The organism is Amycolatopsis nigrescens CSC17Ta-90, assembly GCF_000384315.1.
Lineage (GTDB): Bacteria > Actinomycetota > Actinomycetes > Mycobacteriales > Pseudonocardiaceae > Amycolatopsis > Amycolatopsis nigrescens.
Genome location: NZ_ARVW01000001.1, coordinates 99788 through 115685 on the forward strand (window position 1 = coordinate 99788; position 15898 = coordinate 115685).

At 70.1% G+C, this 15898-nt stretch carries 16 protein-coding genes; 10 read left to right on the top strand and 6 right to left on the bottom strand.

Annotation, left to right across the window (positions count from 1 at the left end; genetic code table 11):
• Positions 1 to 69: 69 nt before the first annotated feature.
• Positions 70 to 1125 carry an iron-siderophore ABC transporter substrate-binding protein gene (locus AMYNI_RS0100450; RefSeq protein WP_020665983.1) on the top strand — a complete coding sequence of 352 codons (1056 nt, stop codon included), beginning with the start codon at positions 70 to 72 and terminating at the stop codon, positions 1123 to 1125.
• 109 nt (positions 1126 to 1234) lie between these two features.
• Here AMYNI_RS0100450 and AMYNI_RS0100455 read toward each other — a convergent pair whose 3' ends face one another.
• Positions 1235 to 2119 carry an aminoglycoside phosphotransferase family protein gene (locus tag AMYNI_RS0100455; RefSeq protein WP_020665984.1) on the bottom strand — a complete coding sequence of 295 codons (885 nt, stop codon included), beginning with the start codon at positions 2117 to 2119 and terminating at the stop codon, positions 1235 to 1237.
• Between the two features lie 184 nt (positions 2120 to 2303).
• On the opposite strand from AMYNI_RS0100455, the gene AMYNI_RS0100460 reads away from it, so the two are divergent.
• Together AMYNI_RS0100460 and AMYNI_RS0100465 are read left to right on the top strand one after the other, a co-directional pair.
• Positions 2304 to 3287 (top strand): NADP-dependent oxidoreductase, encoded by a 984-nt coding sequence (locus AMYNI_RS0100460; RefSeq protein ID WP_051116252.1) that lies wholly within the window; start codon positions 2304 to 2306, stop codon positions 3285 to 3287.
• A gap of 42 nt (positions 3288 to 3329) precedes the next feature.
• On the top strand, positions 3330 to 3629 hold the full coding sequence (locus tag AMYNI_RS0100465) for a hypothetical protein (protein ID WP_020665986.1): 300 nt from the start codon (positions 3330 to 3332) through the stop codon (positions 3627 to 3629).
• On the opposite strand, the gene AMYNI_RS43180 is transcribed toward AMYNI_RS0100465, so the two are convergent.
• Positions 3605 to 4372: an ABC transporter permease gene (locus AMYNI_RS43180; RefSeq protein ID WP_051116253.1), complete on the bottom strand. Its 768-nt coding sequence runs from the start codon at positions 4370 to 4372 to the stop codon at positions 3605 to 3607. The genes AMYNI_RS0100465 and AMYNI_RS43180 overlap by 25 nt on opposite strands.
• Positions 4373 to 4451: 79 nt before the next feature.
• On the opposite strand from AMYNI_RS43180, the gene AMYNI_RS0100475 reads away from it, so the two are divergent.
• The 4 genes from AMYNI_RS0100475 to AMYNI_RS0100490 all read left to right on the top strand — a co-directional run bounded on the left by AMYNI_RS0100475 (position 4452) and on the right by AMYNI_RS0100490 (position 7281).
• Positions 4452 to 5384, top strand: coding sequence for an SPFH domain-containing protein (locus tag AMYNI_RS0100475; RefSeq protein ID WP_020665988.1), 933 nt, complete (start codon positions 4452 to 4454; stop codon positions 5382 to 5384).
• Positions 5384 to 5611: a type II toxin-antitoxin system antitoxin gene (locus AMYNI_RS0100480; RefSeq protein ID WP_020665989.1), complete on the top strand. Its 228-nt coding sequence runs from the start codon at positions 5384 to 5386 to the stop codon at positions 5609 to 5611. The genes AMYNI_RS0100475 and AMYNI_RS0100480 overlap by 1 nt, the downstream gene beginning before the upstream one ends.
• A complete protein-coding gene (locus AMYNI_RS0100485; protein WP_020665990.1) occupies positions 5598 to 6233 on the top strand; it encodes a GOLPH3/VPS74 family protein in 636 nt (211 codons plus the stop codon). Before AMYNI_RS0100480 ends, AMYNI_RS0100485 begins: the two co-directional genes overlap by 14 nt.
• A 133-nt stretch (positions 6234 to 6366) precedes the next feature.
• Positions 6367 to 7281, top strand: coding sequence for an NHL repeat-containing protein (locus AMYNI_RS0100490; protein WP_020665991.1), 915 nt, complete (start codon positions 6367 to 6369; stop codon positions 7279 to 7281).
• Here the strand turns inward: AMYNI_RS0100490 and AMYNI_RS0100495 are convergent.
• Positions 7251 to 8054 (bottom strand): helix-turn-helix domain-containing protein, encoded by an 804-nt coding sequence (locus AMYNI_RS0100495; protein WP_020665992.1) that lies wholly within the window; start codon positions 8052 to 8054, stop codon positions 7251 to 7253. The two genes, AMYNI_RS0100490 and AMYNI_RS0100495, sit on opposite strands and share 31 nt — an antisense overlap.
• Before the next feature lie 36 nt (positions 8055 to 8090).
• Here AMYNI_RS0100495 and AMYNI_RS0100500 point away from each other — a divergent pair, with 36 nt between their 5' ends.
• Positions 8091 to 8465: a DUF4345 family protein gene (locus tag AMYNI_RS0100500; protein WP_020665993.1), complete on the top strand. Its 375-nt coding sequence runs from the start codon at positions 8091 to 8093 to the stop codon at positions 8463 to 8465.
• On the opposite strand, the gene AMYNI_RS0100505 is transcribed toward AMYNI_RS0100500, so the two are convergent.
• Positions 8454 to 9518: a cobalamin-independent methionine synthase II family protein gene (locus tag AMYNI_RS0100505; protein ID WP_026359901.1), complete on the bottom strand. Its 1065-nt coding sequence runs from the start codon at positions 9516 to 9518 to the stop codon at positions 8454 to 8456. The genes AMYNI_RS0100500 and AMYNI_RS0100505 overlap by 12 nt on opposite strands.
• A gap of 156 nt (positions 9519 to 9674) precedes the next feature.
• Between AMYNI_RS0100505 and AMYNI_RS0100510 the strand changes: the two genes are divergently transcribed.
• Positions 9675 to 10685, top strand: coding sequence for an adenosine deaminase (locus AMYNI_RS0100510; RefSeq protein WP_020665995.1), 1011 nt, complete (start codon positions 9675 to 9677; stop codon positions 10683 to 10685).
• Positions 10686 to 10751: 66 nt separating this feature from the next.
• Positions 10752 to 11942: an alginate lyase family protein gene (locus tag AMYNI_RS0100515; protein ID WP_020665996.1), complete on the top strand. Its 1191-nt coding sequence runs from the start codon at positions 10752 to 10754 to the stop codon at positions 11940 to 11942.
• Between the two features lie 171 nt (positions 11943 to 12113).
• On the opposite strand, the gene AMYNI_RS0100520 is transcribed toward AMYNI_RS0100515, so the two are convergent.
• Both AMYNI_RS0100520 and AMYNI_RS0100525 read right to left on the bottom strand, forming a co-directional pair.
• Positions 12114 to 13301 carry an HNH endonuclease signature motif containing protein gene (locus AMYNI_RS0100520; RefSeq protein WP_084628623.1) on the bottom strand — a complete coding sequence of 396 codons (1188 nt, stop codon included), beginning with the start codon at positions 13299 to 13301 and terminating at the stop codon, positions 12114 to 12116.
• A 153-nt stretch (positions 13302 to 13454) separates the two neighbouring features.
• A complete protein-coding gene (locus tag AMYNI_RS0100525) occupies positions 13455 to 15797 on the bottom strand; it encodes an ATP-binding protein (RefSeq protein WP_157357203.1) in 2343 nt (780 codons plus the stop codon).
• Between the last annotated feature and the right edge of the window lie 101 nt (positions 15798 to 15898).

Here is a 15898-nt window from a genome sequence, read left to right on the forward strand (position 1 = left end):
CCGTTGCGTCGCACGCCAACCAGCGATTAGGTTAGGCACACCTTAATCTCTGATGGCAAAGGACCGACGATGGCCCGCTTCCCTTCCCCGTCCATCCCGCGTGGACGCGCTCGGATCGCGGCGGTCATCGCGTCCCTGCTGTTCGCCGGCATGCTCACCGCCTGCGGCGCCACGAACGAGCCCGGCGCACCGGCGGGCGGGAACTCGGGCGTCACCGAGCCCAGCGCCTTCCCGGTCACCATTGGCCACAAGTACGGCAGCACCACGCTCGAACGGGCACCGCAGCGGGTGGTCACCGTCGGCCTGACCGAACAGGACTCGCTGCTCGCACTGGGCGTCGTCCCGGTCGGGGTCACCGAGTTCGTCGGCGAATACCCCGGCACGGTGGGCCCGTGGGCCAAGGACAAGCTCGGCGGCGCCCCGCTGCCGACCGTGCTCAAGAGCCCGGAGGGCCCGTCGTTCGAACAGGTCGCCGCGCTCCGCCCGGACCTGATCATCGGCCTGTACTCGGCGCTCACCCAGGAGCAGTACGACAAGCTGTCGCAGATCGCCCCGGTCATCGCGCAGCCCGACGAGTACGCCGACTACGGCATTCCCTGGCAGGACACCACCAGGACGGTCGGCAAGGCGGTCGGCAGGCCGGCCGCGGCGGACGGGCTCGTGCAGGGCGTGGAGGCGAAGATCGCCCAGATCCGCAAGGACAACCCCCGGTTCGAAGGCGCGACCGCGCTGACCGCGACCGTCTACGAGGGCTACTTCGTCTACGGCAGCCAGGACCCGAGAACCCGTGTGCTGACATCGCTCGGCTTCAAGCTTCCGCCGGGTCTGGACCAGATCATCGGCGACACGTTCGGCGCGAACATCAGCATGGAGCGGACCGACCTGCTCGACCGCGACGCGCTCGTCTGGCTGGTGGACGATTCCGCGGGCAACCGGGCGACGCTGGCGAACGACCGCCTCTACTCCGGTCTGAAGGTGGCCAAGGAAAAGCGCGAGGTCTTCATCGAGAACGCCAGCGACTACGGGAACGCGACCACCTTCGTCACCGTGCTGAGCGTGCCCTACCAGCTCGACCGCATGGTCCCCCAACTCGCCGCCGCCGTCGACGGCAACCCCGCCACCTAACCCCCTCCCGCGAGTCCCACCTTCGGCCCCCGCGAGTCCCACGTTCGAGCCCCGCGAGTTCCCCATTCGGCCCCGGCGAGTTCCCCGTTCCTGCGCGGGGCGGAATACCTCAACCTTCGTCCAGCACCGTCCGGATCACGTGACGAGCGTTGTCCGCCATCGCCGGGTTCGTCCTCCGGTAGTACGGCAACGCGATCAGCGCCTGCGAAAGCGCCCGCCCCCGGCCGCGGGCCCAGGTCGCGTCGTCCACGCCCAGCGCCTCTCGGAAGACTTCCCTCGCGCCGGCAGGCAGCAGATTCCACGCCGGGAACAGATCGCAGGCCGGATCACCCACGCCAAGGCACCCGAAGTCGATCACCGAGGAAAGCCTGCCGCCGTCGATCAGCAGATTGCCCGGCATCAGATCGGCATGCAGCCACACCGGCGGCCCGTCCCAGCCCGGGGCCCGCAGCGCGCTCTCCCACGCGGCGGCCACGGCATCGCAGTCGACGTCCTCCTCCGGGATCCCGCGCAGTTGCTCGATCGCCGCCCGGGTCGACGAGTCCAGCAGGACGATCGGCCCGCCGCGGTGCGCCCTCGGCGCGCCCGGCAGGGTGATGCCCCGCATCGCCGCCACGAACCCGGCCAGGTCCTCGGCCAGCGACAAGGGCTCGCGCAACGCACCCGCCCGTGGATGCTCCCCCGCCAGCCACCGGTACACCGACCACGGCCACGGATAGCCCTCGGCGGGCCGCCCGGCCCCGAGCACCTCGGGGATGGCCGTGCGCAGCCGGGACGCGAGTCGGGGCAGCCAATTCTGTTCCATCGCCACGTCCTCGGCACCGCTCCGCACCAGCGGCAGCCTGACGACCATGTCGCCGCCCAGCCGGTACATGGCGTTGACCGTGCCGCCGGACGGCCACCGCTGCACCCCCAGCCCGGCCCACCGCGGGAACTGCGCCGCGATCAGCCGCCGCACGAGGTCGTCGTCGATGGGGTGCGTACCGGGATGCATCCGCGCAGTGCTCACGGCAGGTCATCCGACCGCCGGACCTCGGCAGCCGTCAAACGCTTTTCCGATGAAGCTTTCGCGCCACGACCGGACTGCCCTCAGTTGGCTCACTGGATTGCGTTCGACGCAACATTGATGTGCGAACTATGCACTGGACATCATGCCACCAGCGGCTGAAACTGAATCCATGACGAACGAACCCAGCACTGTGGCGAGAACCGTGCGACCGACGGCCTATGGCACACCGGAAGTCCTCGAGATCGCCCAGACGCCAGTACCGCACCCGGCGGCCGACGGTGTCGTCGTGCAAGTGCGGGCGGCCGGGGTCAACCCGATCGACTGGAAGCTCTACAGCGGCGCCTTCCACGCCGTTGCCGACAAGAACAAGGACTCCGCCGGAGTCGCCGGCACTCTGCCGCGACTCGGTTTGGAGTGTGCCGGAGTCGTCACGGCGATCGGTGCGGAGGTGACCGGGGTCCAGGTCGGCGAGGAGGTGATCGTCTACCCGGTCACCGGCGCCTACGCCGATTACGTCACCGCGCCCGTCACGTCGCTGATCCCCAAGCCGGCCGATCTGGGCTGGCACGAGGCCGGGTCGTTGATGCTCGCCGGCACCACGGCGACGCACGCCCTGCACACCACCGGTGTGGGCCAGGGCGACACCGTGCTCATCCACGGTGGATCCGGCGGGGTGGGGCTGATGGCGGTGCAGCTGGCCTCCATCCTCGACGCGACCGTGATCGCCACGGCCGCGGAACGCAATCACGAACTGCTCCGCGGCCTCAGCGCAATTCCGGTGAGCTACGGCCGCGGGTTGCTCGACCGCGTGCGGGCCGCCGCACCCGGCGGCGTCACCGCCTCGATTGACTGCGCCGGCAGCGACGAAGCACTCGAAACATCACTGGAACTGGTGGCCGACCGGCAGCGCATCGCCTCGATCACCGGCACCGACCGCCGCGTCACCGCCGGGATCAAGATCATCGGCAACGGACCGGGCCAGGACGCGGGTACCGAAATCCGGCACGCCGCCCGCGCTGGTCTCGCGGCCCGCGCGGGCGCGGGCGAACTGCGCGTCCTGATCGACACCAGCTACCCCCTGCCGGAGGCGGCGCTGGCGCACCAGGCCGGGATCACCGGGCACGCCCCCGGCAAGCTCGTGCTGATCCCCTGAGCGCGCCCTGAAACCTGAGAAAGGCCAGTCCACAAAGGACAGTTGTCCGGGCAGGTGCTCGACCTCACCTGCTGGCGCAAGGAAGCGGGCCCGGCGGGCGGGGTCGTCCGCGTCCGGCTGCTCCGCGACACCGAGCCGCTCACCCCTGCCCGCCGGCCCGTCCTCCCTGGGTCTGGCCGGTTCCGGCGCGCCCTGGTTGCGTGCAGCGACCTCGCCGACGAGGGCCAGTGGGCACTGCTGGAAGGCGAACCCGGTACCGGCAAACCCGCCAAGGCACTGGGCATGTCCCGCGCCAGGATCTACCGGAAGACCCGGGATCACGGCATCGACATCCCGAACTGAGCACGGGCCCGGCGCAGCGGCCGCAGCGCCACCGCGACCGACAGCAGGAGCAGCCCGGCGGCGAGCAGCAGCTGCCAGGCCGGCACCGCGCCGATGGCCAGCCGCATCGGCATCAGCACCGGCGCGCACACCGGCAGCAACGAAAGCCCTTGCGCCAGCGGGCCCTGCGGGTCCGAGGGCAGCACCGAGACCCCGGCCGCGCCGGCGGCGACCACCACCAGCAGCACCGGGGCCACCGCCGGGGCCAGCTCCGCCGGCCGCCGCACCCGCGTGCCCACCCCGGCCAGCACCGCCGAGCAGAGCCCGAAACCGAGCAGGTACCAGCCGACCAGCCCGCACACGGCGACCGCCGCCTCGGCCACCGGCACCGCCAGCGTCCCGGTGGCCAGCCCGGCCACCGCCCCGGCCGTGGCGAGCACCGCCAGCCGCAGCGCGCCCGCCGCGCCGACGCCGAGCACCAACCCGGCGAACGTAGTTCCGACCCGCTCTCCCAGTGCCCCGTCCACCAGTGCCTGGGCCACCGCCTTGCCGCCGGCCATCAGCGAGCCGTAGCTCAGCACCCCGGCCGCCACCCCGGCCGCCCACCGGTCACCCGGGCGCTCGGTCACCAGCCCGGCAAGTCTCAGCATCACGGGCAGCCCGGCCAGCACGGCCAGCGCCAGCAGGGTGCCGACAGCACCGCTTCTGGCACTCGCCGCGAACTCCCGCCACGCCACCGCCGGCCAGTCCTGTCGTGTCCGCATGTCCGCCCCCAACCGCCGTAAATGTGATATCACTATGCTACTGTCGTGCTAGATAAGCAACCGACTGGAGGGGAACGAGATGAGCAGGGGAACTTCGGCCGGTGCGGCCGTGGACATGCCGGCACCGCAGACCAGGGAACGGCCGGTGCGCGCGGCGAACGGGTTCGCGATGTTCGGCGTGGCGGTGGTGCTGGTGCTGGCCGGGGCCGCGCTGCTGATCACCGGCCTGGTGATCACCGGCTCCGGTGCGCTCGAGATAACGCTGGTCGTGGTGGGCGCGCTGGTGGCGCTGACCGGGCTGGTCACCTTCGGCGGTCTCACCCCGGTCGCCCCCGGTGAGGCCAGGGTGGTGCAGTTGCTCGGCCGCTACGTCGGCACGCTGCGCACCGACGGCCTGCGCTGGGTCAACCCGTTCACCGACCGCCGCCGGGTGTCCACCCGGATCCGCAACCACGAGACCGACGTGGCCAAGGTGAACGACGCGGACGGCAACCCGATCGAGATCGCCACCGTGGTCGTCTGGCAGGTGCGCGACACCGCGCAGGCGATGTTCGAGGTGGACGACTTCGTCGAGTTCGTCGCGATCCAGACCGAGACCGCGGTACGGCACATCGCCAACAGCTACCCGTACGACACCCACGGCGAACCGCAGCTTTCCTTGCGGGACAACGCGGACGAGATCACCGAGAAGCTGTCCACGGAGATCGGCGCCAGGGTCGCCTCGGCCGGGGTGGAAGTCATCGAGTCCCGCATCACGCACCTGGCCTACGCCCCGGAGATCGCGCAGGCGATGCTGCGCCGCCAGCAGGCCGGCGCGGTGGTGGCGGCGAGGCAGCGGATCGTGGAAGGTGCGGTCGGGATGGTGGAGATGGCGCTGGACCGGCTCGCTGCGCACGAGGTGGTGGAGCTGGACGAGGAGCGGAAGGCCGCGATGGTCAGCAACCTGCTGGTCGTGCTCGTCGGCGACCGCGACACCCAGCCGGTGGTGAACACCGGCTCGCTGTACCAGTAATGACAGCCGAACGGAAGAAGCTGCTGCTGCGGCTCGATCCGGCCGTGCACGACGCGCTGGCGCGCTGGGCCGGTGACGAGCTGCGCAGCACCAACGCGCAGATCGAGTTCCTGTTGCGCAAGGCCCTTTCCGATGCCGGGCGGCTGCCCGGCGGGGTGTCGCGGATCCGCCCGCGCGGCAGGCCAAGGAAGTCCACAGTAGACGGAGAAGACGATGAGCCGACCTGAGTCCCTGCCCGCGAAGGTCTTCCTGCTCTCCTACGACATCCGGCGGCAGCGGCTGACCGGCCGCGGCGAGCTCGGCTGCGTGCTCCGCGCGGCCGCGCTCGCCGAGCTGCTGCTGCACGGGCAGCTGGTGGACGACGCGGGCAAGCCGCGCGCCACCACCGCGCCGTCGAGCGAGGACCCGCTGTTGACCGCGGTGTGGGAGCAGATCGCGCACGGCTCACCGCGGTCCTGGCGGCGCTGGGTGGGCAAGGACCAGCGCCACGCCGTCGGCCTGGTGCTCGACCGGCTGGCGGCGGACGGCACGCTCAGGGTCGAGCCGCGCCGGGTGCTCGGCGTCTTCCCCGGCCGGAAGCTCACCTTGCGCCAGCACGTCTTCGCGAAACGGCTTGGCGAGCAGGTGACCGGTGCGGTCAAGGGCGCACAGGCGGCTTCCCGCGTCGACCGGGACATCGGCGTCCTGGCCGCGCTCGCCGCCGCGGGCCGGCTTCGCCTGGTGCTCAACACCATCGAGCGGCGGCGCTGCAAGGCCAGGATCACCGAGCTCGGCAAACCGGCCAAGCCGGTCGTCACCGCGCTTCGCAAGACCATCGACGCCAAGCACGCCGCCGCGGCAGCCGGCTGACGTCGTGAGTGAAAAGTGTTCCCAGGGCAACACTTTTCACTCACGACCGCTTGTGAGGCGGGAGGTAAGACGCGACGATGGCAACCCCGACAAGCGAATGGGGTCTGCAATGAGACGCGGTTTTCGGCTGGTCATGGCAACACTCGCGGCGGGACTTTCCGCCGCGTTCCTGGTTTCACCGGCCGAAGCCCGGCCACTGGGCCATCCGGGCGAGTTGGCGCTGCCGGCCGGATTCCAGCCGGAGGGCATCGCGATCGGCGCCTGGCCCACGGCGTACTTCGGCTCCCGGGTGGACGGCCGGATCCAGCAGGTCGACCTGCGCACCGGCAAGGGCAGGCTGCTCTCCCCCGGCCCCGGCACGCCGTCGCTCGGCATCAAGGTGGATTCCGCGCACGGCAGGCTGTTCGTCGCCGGCGGCACCGGCGGGGACGCCAGGGTGATCGACGCGCGCGATGGCACCGTGCTGGCCAGCTACCGGTTCGCCGACACCGACACCTTCGTCAACGACCTGGTGCTCACCCGCGACGCGGTCTGGTTCACCGACTCCCGGAAGCCGGTGCTGTACCGGCTGCCGCTGGGCCGCCACGGTGAACTCCCCGGCCAGGACGCGGTGCGGACGCTGCCGCTGACCGGGGACCTGGTGGTGGTGCCCGGTGCCACGAACGTGAACGGGATCGTCACCACCCCCGACGGCGAGGGACTGCTGATCGGGCAGTCCAACACCGGGCAGCTCTTCCGCGCCGACCCGACCACCGGTGTCACCGAGGCGGTCGATCTCGGCGGCGAGGCACTGCCGTCGAACGACGGACAGCTTCGCGAAGGCAGGCGGCTGTACGTGGTGCAGAACCGGCTGAACCTGCTCGCCAAGCTCGAGCTCAGCGCCGACGGGCGCACCGCCGAGGTGCTCGAACGCCGCACCTCGCCCGGCTTCGACGTGCCCGCGACCGTCGCCGCCTGGCGGAACCGGTTCTATCTGGTGAACGCGCGGTTCACCACCCCGCCGGAGCCGACGACCACCTACAACGCCGTCGCCGTGCCCAAGTTCTGAGGCTCGATCCGGATGGTGACGCCGGCGGCGAGCAGGCGGCTGGGCGGCAGGCCGAACATGGCGTGGAAGCTGTCGCTGAAGTGTGACGGGCTGGCGAACCCGGCCTCGGCCGCGGCCGAGGTGAGATCGCCGCCGCCCGCCAGCACGGTGCCGGCCCGCAGCATCCGCGCCCACAGCCGGTAGCGGCGGAAGCTGGTACCGGTGTGCTCCCGGAACAGGTGCAGGAACCGGGAGGTGGACAGGCCCGCGGCGGAGGCCAGCGCGGCGGCGGGCAACGCGGGGTTCGGCTGTTCGCGCAGCCGCCGCGCCGCGTCCTGGATGCGGGCGTCCGCCGCACCGGTCCCGGCCGGCGCGGCCAGTTCCAGCCAGTGCCCGGCGTCCGCGGTATCAGTGGTGAGCCGCGCGCCCAGCCGGATCAGCGCGTCCTGCTCGGCGTGACCGGACCCGAGCTGCCCGTCCCCGGCGGTCATCCGGAGCCGGCAGGTCCGCTCGCGGTCGGAGGCCGGGTCCAGGTAGCAGAACACCATCCGCCCGCCGCGGGAGACCAGCCGGTGCGGCAGCCGGGGCGCGATCAGCGCACTGCGAGTGGCTTCGAGGTCGTGCCTGGCGGTGCGCACCGAGAAGGAGTCGTCCACCCCGAGCGCGAAGCAGGACACCGAGCCCGAATGTCGGCCGAGGTCCAGCGACGGCCCGGCGTACATCGCCTGCCCCGGCCACAGCCACAGGGCCGGGCAGCAGGTTTCTGGAAGCGCGAGCGCGGCCTCGGGTGTCATCCTGGCCTCCCATCAGGACAGTCCCCAGGAGCGTACGTGGCCGTCGCAGTGATCATCGCCGTCGGGCTTTTCTTCCTCGGCATGGGGGTGTACGCGCTCGCCGCACCGGCCGCACTGGCCCGGCCGTTCCGGATCACCATCGACACCCCGGAGAGCCGCTCGGAGATCCGCGCGGTCTACGGCGGTTTCGGGGTCGCCGTGGCGGCCGTGCTGGGCGCGGCCGCGTTCGACCCCGGCGGTATCCGGGCCGGTGCGACGCTCGCGGTGGCGGCCGCGCTGGCCGGGATGGCTTTCGGCCGGATCGTGTCCAGGCTGCTGGACCGGCCGACGGCGTTCTACCCGATCTGGTTCTACTTCTGGGTGGAGATCGCCGCCGCCGGGCTGCTGTTCTTCGCCGGCTCAGACGCCTAGCGCCGAGGCGGCGAGCCCGGTGCCCGCCACCCTGGCCGCGATCTTGGCGAAGGCGGTGTCGCGCGAGGTGGACGTGTCGTCCGCGAACGGCGAGAAGCCGCAGTCGTCACAGGTGCCCAGCCGGGCCGGCGGGATGTACTCGGCGGCCTCCAGCACGCGGTCGCGGACCTCCTCGGCGCTCTCCACCCTGGGGTCGATCGGGTCGATCACGCCGATGAAGATCCGCTGGTCCTCGGCCGCGTGGTCGCGAACCACCTTGAGCACCCTGGCCCGGTCGGGTTCACTGGCCAGCTGGAGGTAGAAGTTGCCGGCCCGCAGCTCGAACAGCCGGGGCAGCAGCTCGGCGTAGTCCACGTCGAGGCTGTGCACGGAGTCCTGGTCGCCGCCGGGGCAGGTGTGCACCCCGATCCGACGGCGTTCCGCCTCGGAGAACCGCGCCAGGACGAGGTTGTTCAGCTCGACGAACGAGCCGAGCAGCTCACCGGAAGGGTCGAGCTTGAGCGACAGCCTGCCTTCGGTGAAATCGAGCTGGACCGCGGCGGCACCGGCGTCAAGGCACTGCCGGATATCCTTCTCGCTTTCGCGCGCCAGGTCGTCGATGAACTCCGCCCTCGGGTACCCGGGAATACCGTCCGCCGGGTAGAGCAGGCTGAGCGCGGAAGGCGCGATCACCGCCTGTTTGACCGGGAGATCCGTGTGCTGCTGCGCCTTGCGCAGGTATTCCACCGCGTACGCGCCATACCGGAAGGGCCCGCCGGTGAGCCTGGGCAGCTGCCGGGTGTGCCCGTCCGCGAACGGGATCACCGCACCGTCCGGGGCCAGCGACGTCATGCCGGCCAGCGGGTAGGTGACGAAACTCGGTTTGCCCTGCTCACCGTCGGTGACCACTGGCGAACCCGTTTCCAGGAATCGGCCGAGCGTGTCGGTGAGCGCGCGCTCCTGCAAGGATTCAAGATCTTTTCCGGTGATTTCTCCCTCGGCGAGAGCACCGAAACCTCGGAGCAGAAAATCCGGTCTGGGAATACTGCCGATGGGCTCGGTGGGTATCGCCATGCTTGGGCCCCTCCCCTGGATGTCCTTGACAGGCGCACTCATCGTGCTGAAGCCCGCCGAAAAGCACAATCCGCCGAGCGGTGTACTGCTCCGCGCACCGTCCCGGCGATCAGACCGATGCTGGATCGCCGGGGGAGAACATTGGAGGATGTCCGCATGACCGAGCTGACCGAGTTCATCACCGGCGTGCCCAAGTGCGAGCTGCACCTGCACATCGAGGGCACCCTGGAACCTGAGCTGAAGTTCGCCCTCGCCGCGCGCAACCACCTCACCCTCCCCTACGCGGACGCGGCCGAAATGCGGGCCGCGTACGACTTCCACGACCTGCCGTCCTTCCTCAAGATCTACTACGAGGGCATGGCGGTGCTGCTGACCGAGCAGGACTTCTACGATCTGGCCTGGGCGTACCTGATCAAGGCGCGGGCGCAGAACGTGCGCTATGCCGAGATCTTCTTCGACCCGCAGGCGCACACGTCCCGCGGTGTCCCGTTCGCCACCGTGCTCGGCGGGCTGCGCCGGGCGATGCTCGACGCGCGCCGGCTGCTCGGCCTGCGGGCCGAGCTGATCCTGTGCTTCCTCCGCGACTTCTCCGCCGAGTACGCGATGGCCACCCTGATGGAATCCTTGCCCTACAAGGAATGGATCATCGGTGTCGGGCTCGATTCGGATGAGAAGGGCAATCCGCCGGTGAAGTTCGCGGAGGTCTTCGCCAGGGCACGCGCGGAGGGCTACTTCCTGACCATGCACTGCGATGTGGACCAGGAGAACTCGACCGAGCACATCCGCCAGTGCCTGGACGTGATCGGGGTGGACCGGATCGACCACGGGGTCAACGCGCTGGACGACCCGGCGCTGCAGGCCGAGATCGCCGGGCGCGGGCTCGGCCTGACCGTATGCCCGATCTCCAACGGCTACGTGCGCGGCGACCTCGGCCACCGCGCGATCCGGCGGATGCTCGACCTCGGCATCCTGGTCACGGTGAACTCCGACGACCCCGCCTACTTCAGCGGCTACGTCACGGAGAACCTGCTCGCCCTGCACGAAGCGCTCCCGCTGTCGCTGGAGGACGTGCGGCTGCTGGAGCGAAACGCGTTCGAAATCGCCTGGCTGCCGAACGCGGTCAAGGACCGGTATCTGGCCGAGCTGGCCGCGTTCTCGCCCTCTTGACCCAATAAGGTCTAGACAACTAAAGTCGGACGATCCGCCGCCACCGGACGTTCCCGAGGAGTGCGGATGTTCAGGTCCCGTGGCAGCGGAAAGCTCACCGTCCTGGTTCTCGCCGTGCTGCTGGCCGCCTCGGGCCCGCCGGCCAGTGCGACGCCGGAACCGGCCGCACCCCCGACCTTCACCCATCCCGGCGTGCAAGTCAGCCGGCCGCAGCTGGACTTCATCCGCGGGAAGGTGAACGCCGGCGCGCAGCCGTGGCGCGGCGCGTACGACCAGCTGTCGTCGAGCCCGTACAACTCCCTTTCCCGCACCCCGAAGCCCCGTGCCGTGGTCGAATGCGGCCCGTACTCGAAGCCGAACATCGGCTGCACCGACGAGCGCGAAGACGCGATCGCCGCATACACCCTGGCGCTGAGCTGGTACCTCACCCAGGACGCCCGGTACGCCGACAAGGCGATCGCGATCATGGACGCCTGGTCGGCGACGATCAGGGACCACACCAACAGCAACGCTCCACTGCAGACCGCGTGGGCCGGGGCATCCTGGACCAAGGCCGCCGAGATCATCCGGTACACCTATTCCGGCTGGGCCGGCGCCGGCCGGTTCGGCACCATGCTGCGCGAGGTCTACCTGCCGAAGGTGATCGGCGGGCACGCCACCTCCAATGGCAACTGGGAACTGACCATGATGGAGGCCTCGCTCGGGATCGCGGTGTTCCTGGAGGACCGCTCCGCCTACGACCGGGCGGTGGCCAAGTACCGCACCAGGGTGCCCGCCTTCGTCTACCTGCCGGGTGACGGCGCGCTGCCGAAGGCCCCGCCGGGCAGCGGAATCGACACCCGCGACGAGATCGTCCGGTACTGGCAGGGCCAGAGCACCTTCGTCGAAGGGCTGACCCAGGAGACCTGCCGCGACTTCACGCACACCGGGTACGGCATCGCGTCCATCGCCGCTTTCGCCGAGACCACCCGGATCCAGGGCCAGGACCTGTACCCGGAGATCGGCGACCGGCTGCGGACCGCGCTCGGTTTCCAGGCGCGGTACGAACTCGGCGAAGCCGCGCCGTCGTGGCTGTGCGGCGGCACCATCCACCGCGGGCTCGGCCCGGTCACCGAGATCGGCTTCAACCATTTGAACACCAGGCTGGGCATCACCATGCCGAACACCCAGCGGCTCACCGAGGACCGGCGCCCGGCCGGCACGAACAACCTGTTCGTCGCCTGGCAGACCCTCACCCACGCGCAGAACCCGAACTAGCGCTGTGTCCATGAAGGTCGGCTGACCCAGCCGCTCGGCGAGTTTGCCGTTCCGGTCGGCGAGTTGGCCATTCCGGTCGGCGAGTTTGCCGTTCGGAGTATCCCGACTTCCGCCCACAGACACACCGACCACCACCGGCGGGACCACCACAACAGAACATGAGCCGGAGAGCTAGAAGGGTGGCGGCTCGTCGTCGACCTTCGGTGGTAGCGGTGGGTCGACGAGCGGCTCCGGTCTGGTCGAGTAGCTGCGGCCAGTCGGGGTAGTGACCGTTAAATCGGCCGTTTCGGGGTCGAACTCGAAGGTCCAGCCGGGCTCGTCCTTCAGGCCGTGGTGGTGGCGGCACAGGCAGCACAGGTTGTGTTCGCAGGTGTCCCCGTTTTGCGACCACTCGGTGCAGTGGTCCGTGTCGCAGCGTTGCGCGGGCCGGTTGCAGCCGGGTGCCCGGCAGGTGCGGTCACGCACCCGGACCAACTCGGCCAAGTCCGCCGGTGGCCGATACCTCTTGCGGCCGATATCGCGGACAGTGCCTGAAACCGGGTCGGTCAGCACTTTCCGCCACACCGATCCGGGTTGGTTCATGAGCTGGCGGCCGATCTCACCGGGGATCGGGCCATGACCGACCAGCTCGCAGCCGTCGTCGCGGATACCCAACGCGGTGTCGAGGGGGATGTGGATGAACACCTGAGCCGCCAAGCCCTCCCAACCCTTACCGAGCAGCAACTCCGCCAACACATCAGCCCGCAACTGATCCATCGTGCGGGTTTCATCGCCACCCCGAAGCTTCCGGGCCAGCATGTCGATCCGGGCATATACCGCGGTCGCGATTTCGACCGGGAGATACGCCCAGAGTGAGGCCATCGCGTCGGGCTCGTGGTGTAACTCGACGCGGCGTTGCTTCCTGCGGGCTTCAGCCCGCGCCTGCTGGCCTTCGGGGTCGAGGGCCGCGACCACGCGAGTGACCGTTTTCCGCCAGTTGCTGGGATTCTTCTCACCGATACGACCAGCCAGAATCTCATCCGCCTGACGGGCCAATTCATCCGACAACACCGCCACGCCATCGAAGGCTTGACGGGCCTTTTCGATATCCAGCTCGCCCTCGGTCATCGCGGCCAACAGACACGGCATCCGCGACACCAGCGCTTTCGCCAAGGCTACCCGGGTCGCGGTCGTTTCACGGGACAACCGCAACTCCGGCGCCAACTCATCCGCCACCCACCGCGCACCACCACGAGCCCGGCTGACCTGCGCGATCGCACGGGCCTGCACCGCCTGCATACGACAGATCACCCGCCGAGCCGAGATCACCACCCCCACCGCCTGCGACACATCAAGCCGCTCAATCGACGCCGCATTCATCGACGACAACCAATCCGGCGGTAACATACTGAAATCAACATACAACACGCGAACCCCCGTACTTTCGAATGTACCTCCATAATACCGCCGAACCCCGACAAAAACCGCCCCCGCTAAAACACGAAAGAGGGAAAAAGCGCATTCCCTTCTCGTCTAGTCTCCCCGGCGATCCCCATCGGGGTTTTTCCGGCGGGTGGCCCAGACCGCGATCTGGGCCCGGCTGGTGCAGCCGAGTTTGGTCATGATGTGCGCGACGTGGGTTTCCGCGGTGCGCAGGGAGATGACGAGCCGCGCGGCGATCTGGCGGTTGGTCAGGCCCTGACGGACGAGTTCGGCGATCTCGCGTTGCCGCCTGGTGAGCGAATGGGCGCCGTCTGGTGGGTCGACTGGGGAGTAGCCGAGAACGTAGTGCAGCGCGTCGCGTTCGGGCATCGCCGCGCCGGCCGCGAAATGCCGGTCGAACTCGTGGTCGCCGAGGGCTTCGCGGGTGCGCTGGACGTGCCGGGCGTTCGGGGTCTCGAAGGCGGCCAGCGTGTGCATGGCAATGCCCTGGACGCGGCAGGCGGTTTCGGTGATCCCGTACAGGGTGGCCGCGCGAGCGTGCTCACCGAGGCGGCCGGCGACCCAGCCGGCGCTGGAGAGCCATTCGACGTCCCACCGATCCAGTCCGGTTTCCTCGGTGGCCGCCGCCAGATCCCGCAGACAGCGCGCGGCGGCGGCCGCGGCACCGAACTCGGCCTCGATCATGGTCAGCCCGGCCAGGAAGTATAGCCGGGCGTACAGGTCGCCGTACTCGGTGCAGCGCGCCACGCCTTCCCGCAGCAGCGCCCTGCCGCGGTCCGGGTCGCCGGAGAAGCCGGTGCTCCAACCTTGGTGGTCGAGGGCGACGAGCTCTCCTCGCCGGTCACCGGCCGCGCGAAACCCGTCCACCGCGGCCGAAAAGATCCCGGCGGCGCGGCCGGGCTCGCCCCGGCACTCGGCGAGGAAGCCGGTGGTGAACTTGGCGCGGGCCATCAAGGGTTCGTCACCAAGGCGGGTCGCGAGATCGTTCGCTTCGGCCACCAGCTCGGCACCACGTTCCAAGGCGCCTTCGTGCACGCAGTAGTCGGCGTTGTACAGCATTGCCCGGCACACCCGCGGCCCGTCGGGTGCGGCGTTCGGCAGCAGGCGGTCCAGCCAGGTCCGGGCTTCGGCGAGCAGGCGCCACATCTGCCAGTACAGGTGCAGGTCGGTCGTCATCGCGATACCGGCGTCGGCCTCGCCCGGGGTGCTCAGGCAGAACTCGATGGCGACCCGCAGGTTCGGGTGGTCCGGCCACAACCGGTGGCACAGCGGCAACGTGTCCGCTGTCCCCTCCGCATCGCGCACACGACCGGCCCTGGCGGCGTAGCAGTCCCGATGCCGCCGGCCCACCCGCGGCAGCTCCCCGGCGGACTCGGCGGACAACTGCTCCCGGCCGTACTCCCGCAACGTCTCCAGCATGCGGTACCGAAGCTCACCGTCGTGCTCCTGCGCGGCCAGCACCGACTTGTCGACCAGGCCGTCGATCAGGTCCAGCACCGCTTCCGGCTCGACCCCGGCACCACCGCACACCCGCTCGGCCGCGTCCAGGTCGAACGATCCGGCGAACACCGAGGCCCGTGCCCACACCAGCTGCTCGCCCGGGGTGCACAGCCCGTAGCTCCAGTCCACCGTGCCGCGCAGGGTGCGCTGCCGTTCCGGGACGGAGCGGGTGGCGCTGGTCAGCAGCGACAATCGGGTACCGAGCCGGCCGGCCAGCTGCCGTACCGACAGCGACCGGACGCGGACGGCGGCCAGCTCGATCGCCAGCGGCAGCCCCTCCAGCCCGTGGACCAGCCTGGCGACATCCCGATAGTTGTCCTCGGTGATCTCGAAGGACGGCAGGACCGCCCGGACCCGGTCGGCGAACAGCGACACCGAGTCGTAGCGCTCGAGTTCGGCCGCCGACCCGATCCGGTCCGGATCCGGCACCGCCAGCGGCGCCAGCTCGAGAAGATGTTCACCGGCCACGGCGAGCGGCTGCCTGCTGGTGGCCAGCACCACCACTCCTGGACAGGCCCGCATCACCGCGGCGGCCAGCTCGGCACAGGCATCGACAAGGTGCTCGCAGTTGTCCAGCACCAGCAGCATCCGCCGATCCCGCAACGAGTCCACCAGCATCCGCCCCTCGGCCCCCGCCTGGCCGCGCAAGCCGAGCGTCACCGCGACCGTGTTCGCCACCAGCCCGGCATCGGCCAACTCGGCCAGCTCGACGAACACCACCCCGTCCGGCATGCCCGCCGACTCGGCCGCCACCCGCGCAGCCAGCCGGGTCTTGCCCACCCCGGGTGGGCCGACCACCGTCACCAACCGCTCACTGCCCAGCAGCTTCCCCAGCGCGGCGACCTCGCAATGCCGCCCCACGTAGCCGGCCAGCCGTACCGGCAGCCCACGCACCCCGTCCGCCATGCCCCACTCCACACCATCACGCACCACACCAGACACCCGACCAGGGAGCTTAGGTGCAGCCGCACTGGCCCGCCCGTCGCAGCCGACCACACCGACCGATCCGATGGCCGTTACCGCCCCGTTCGACC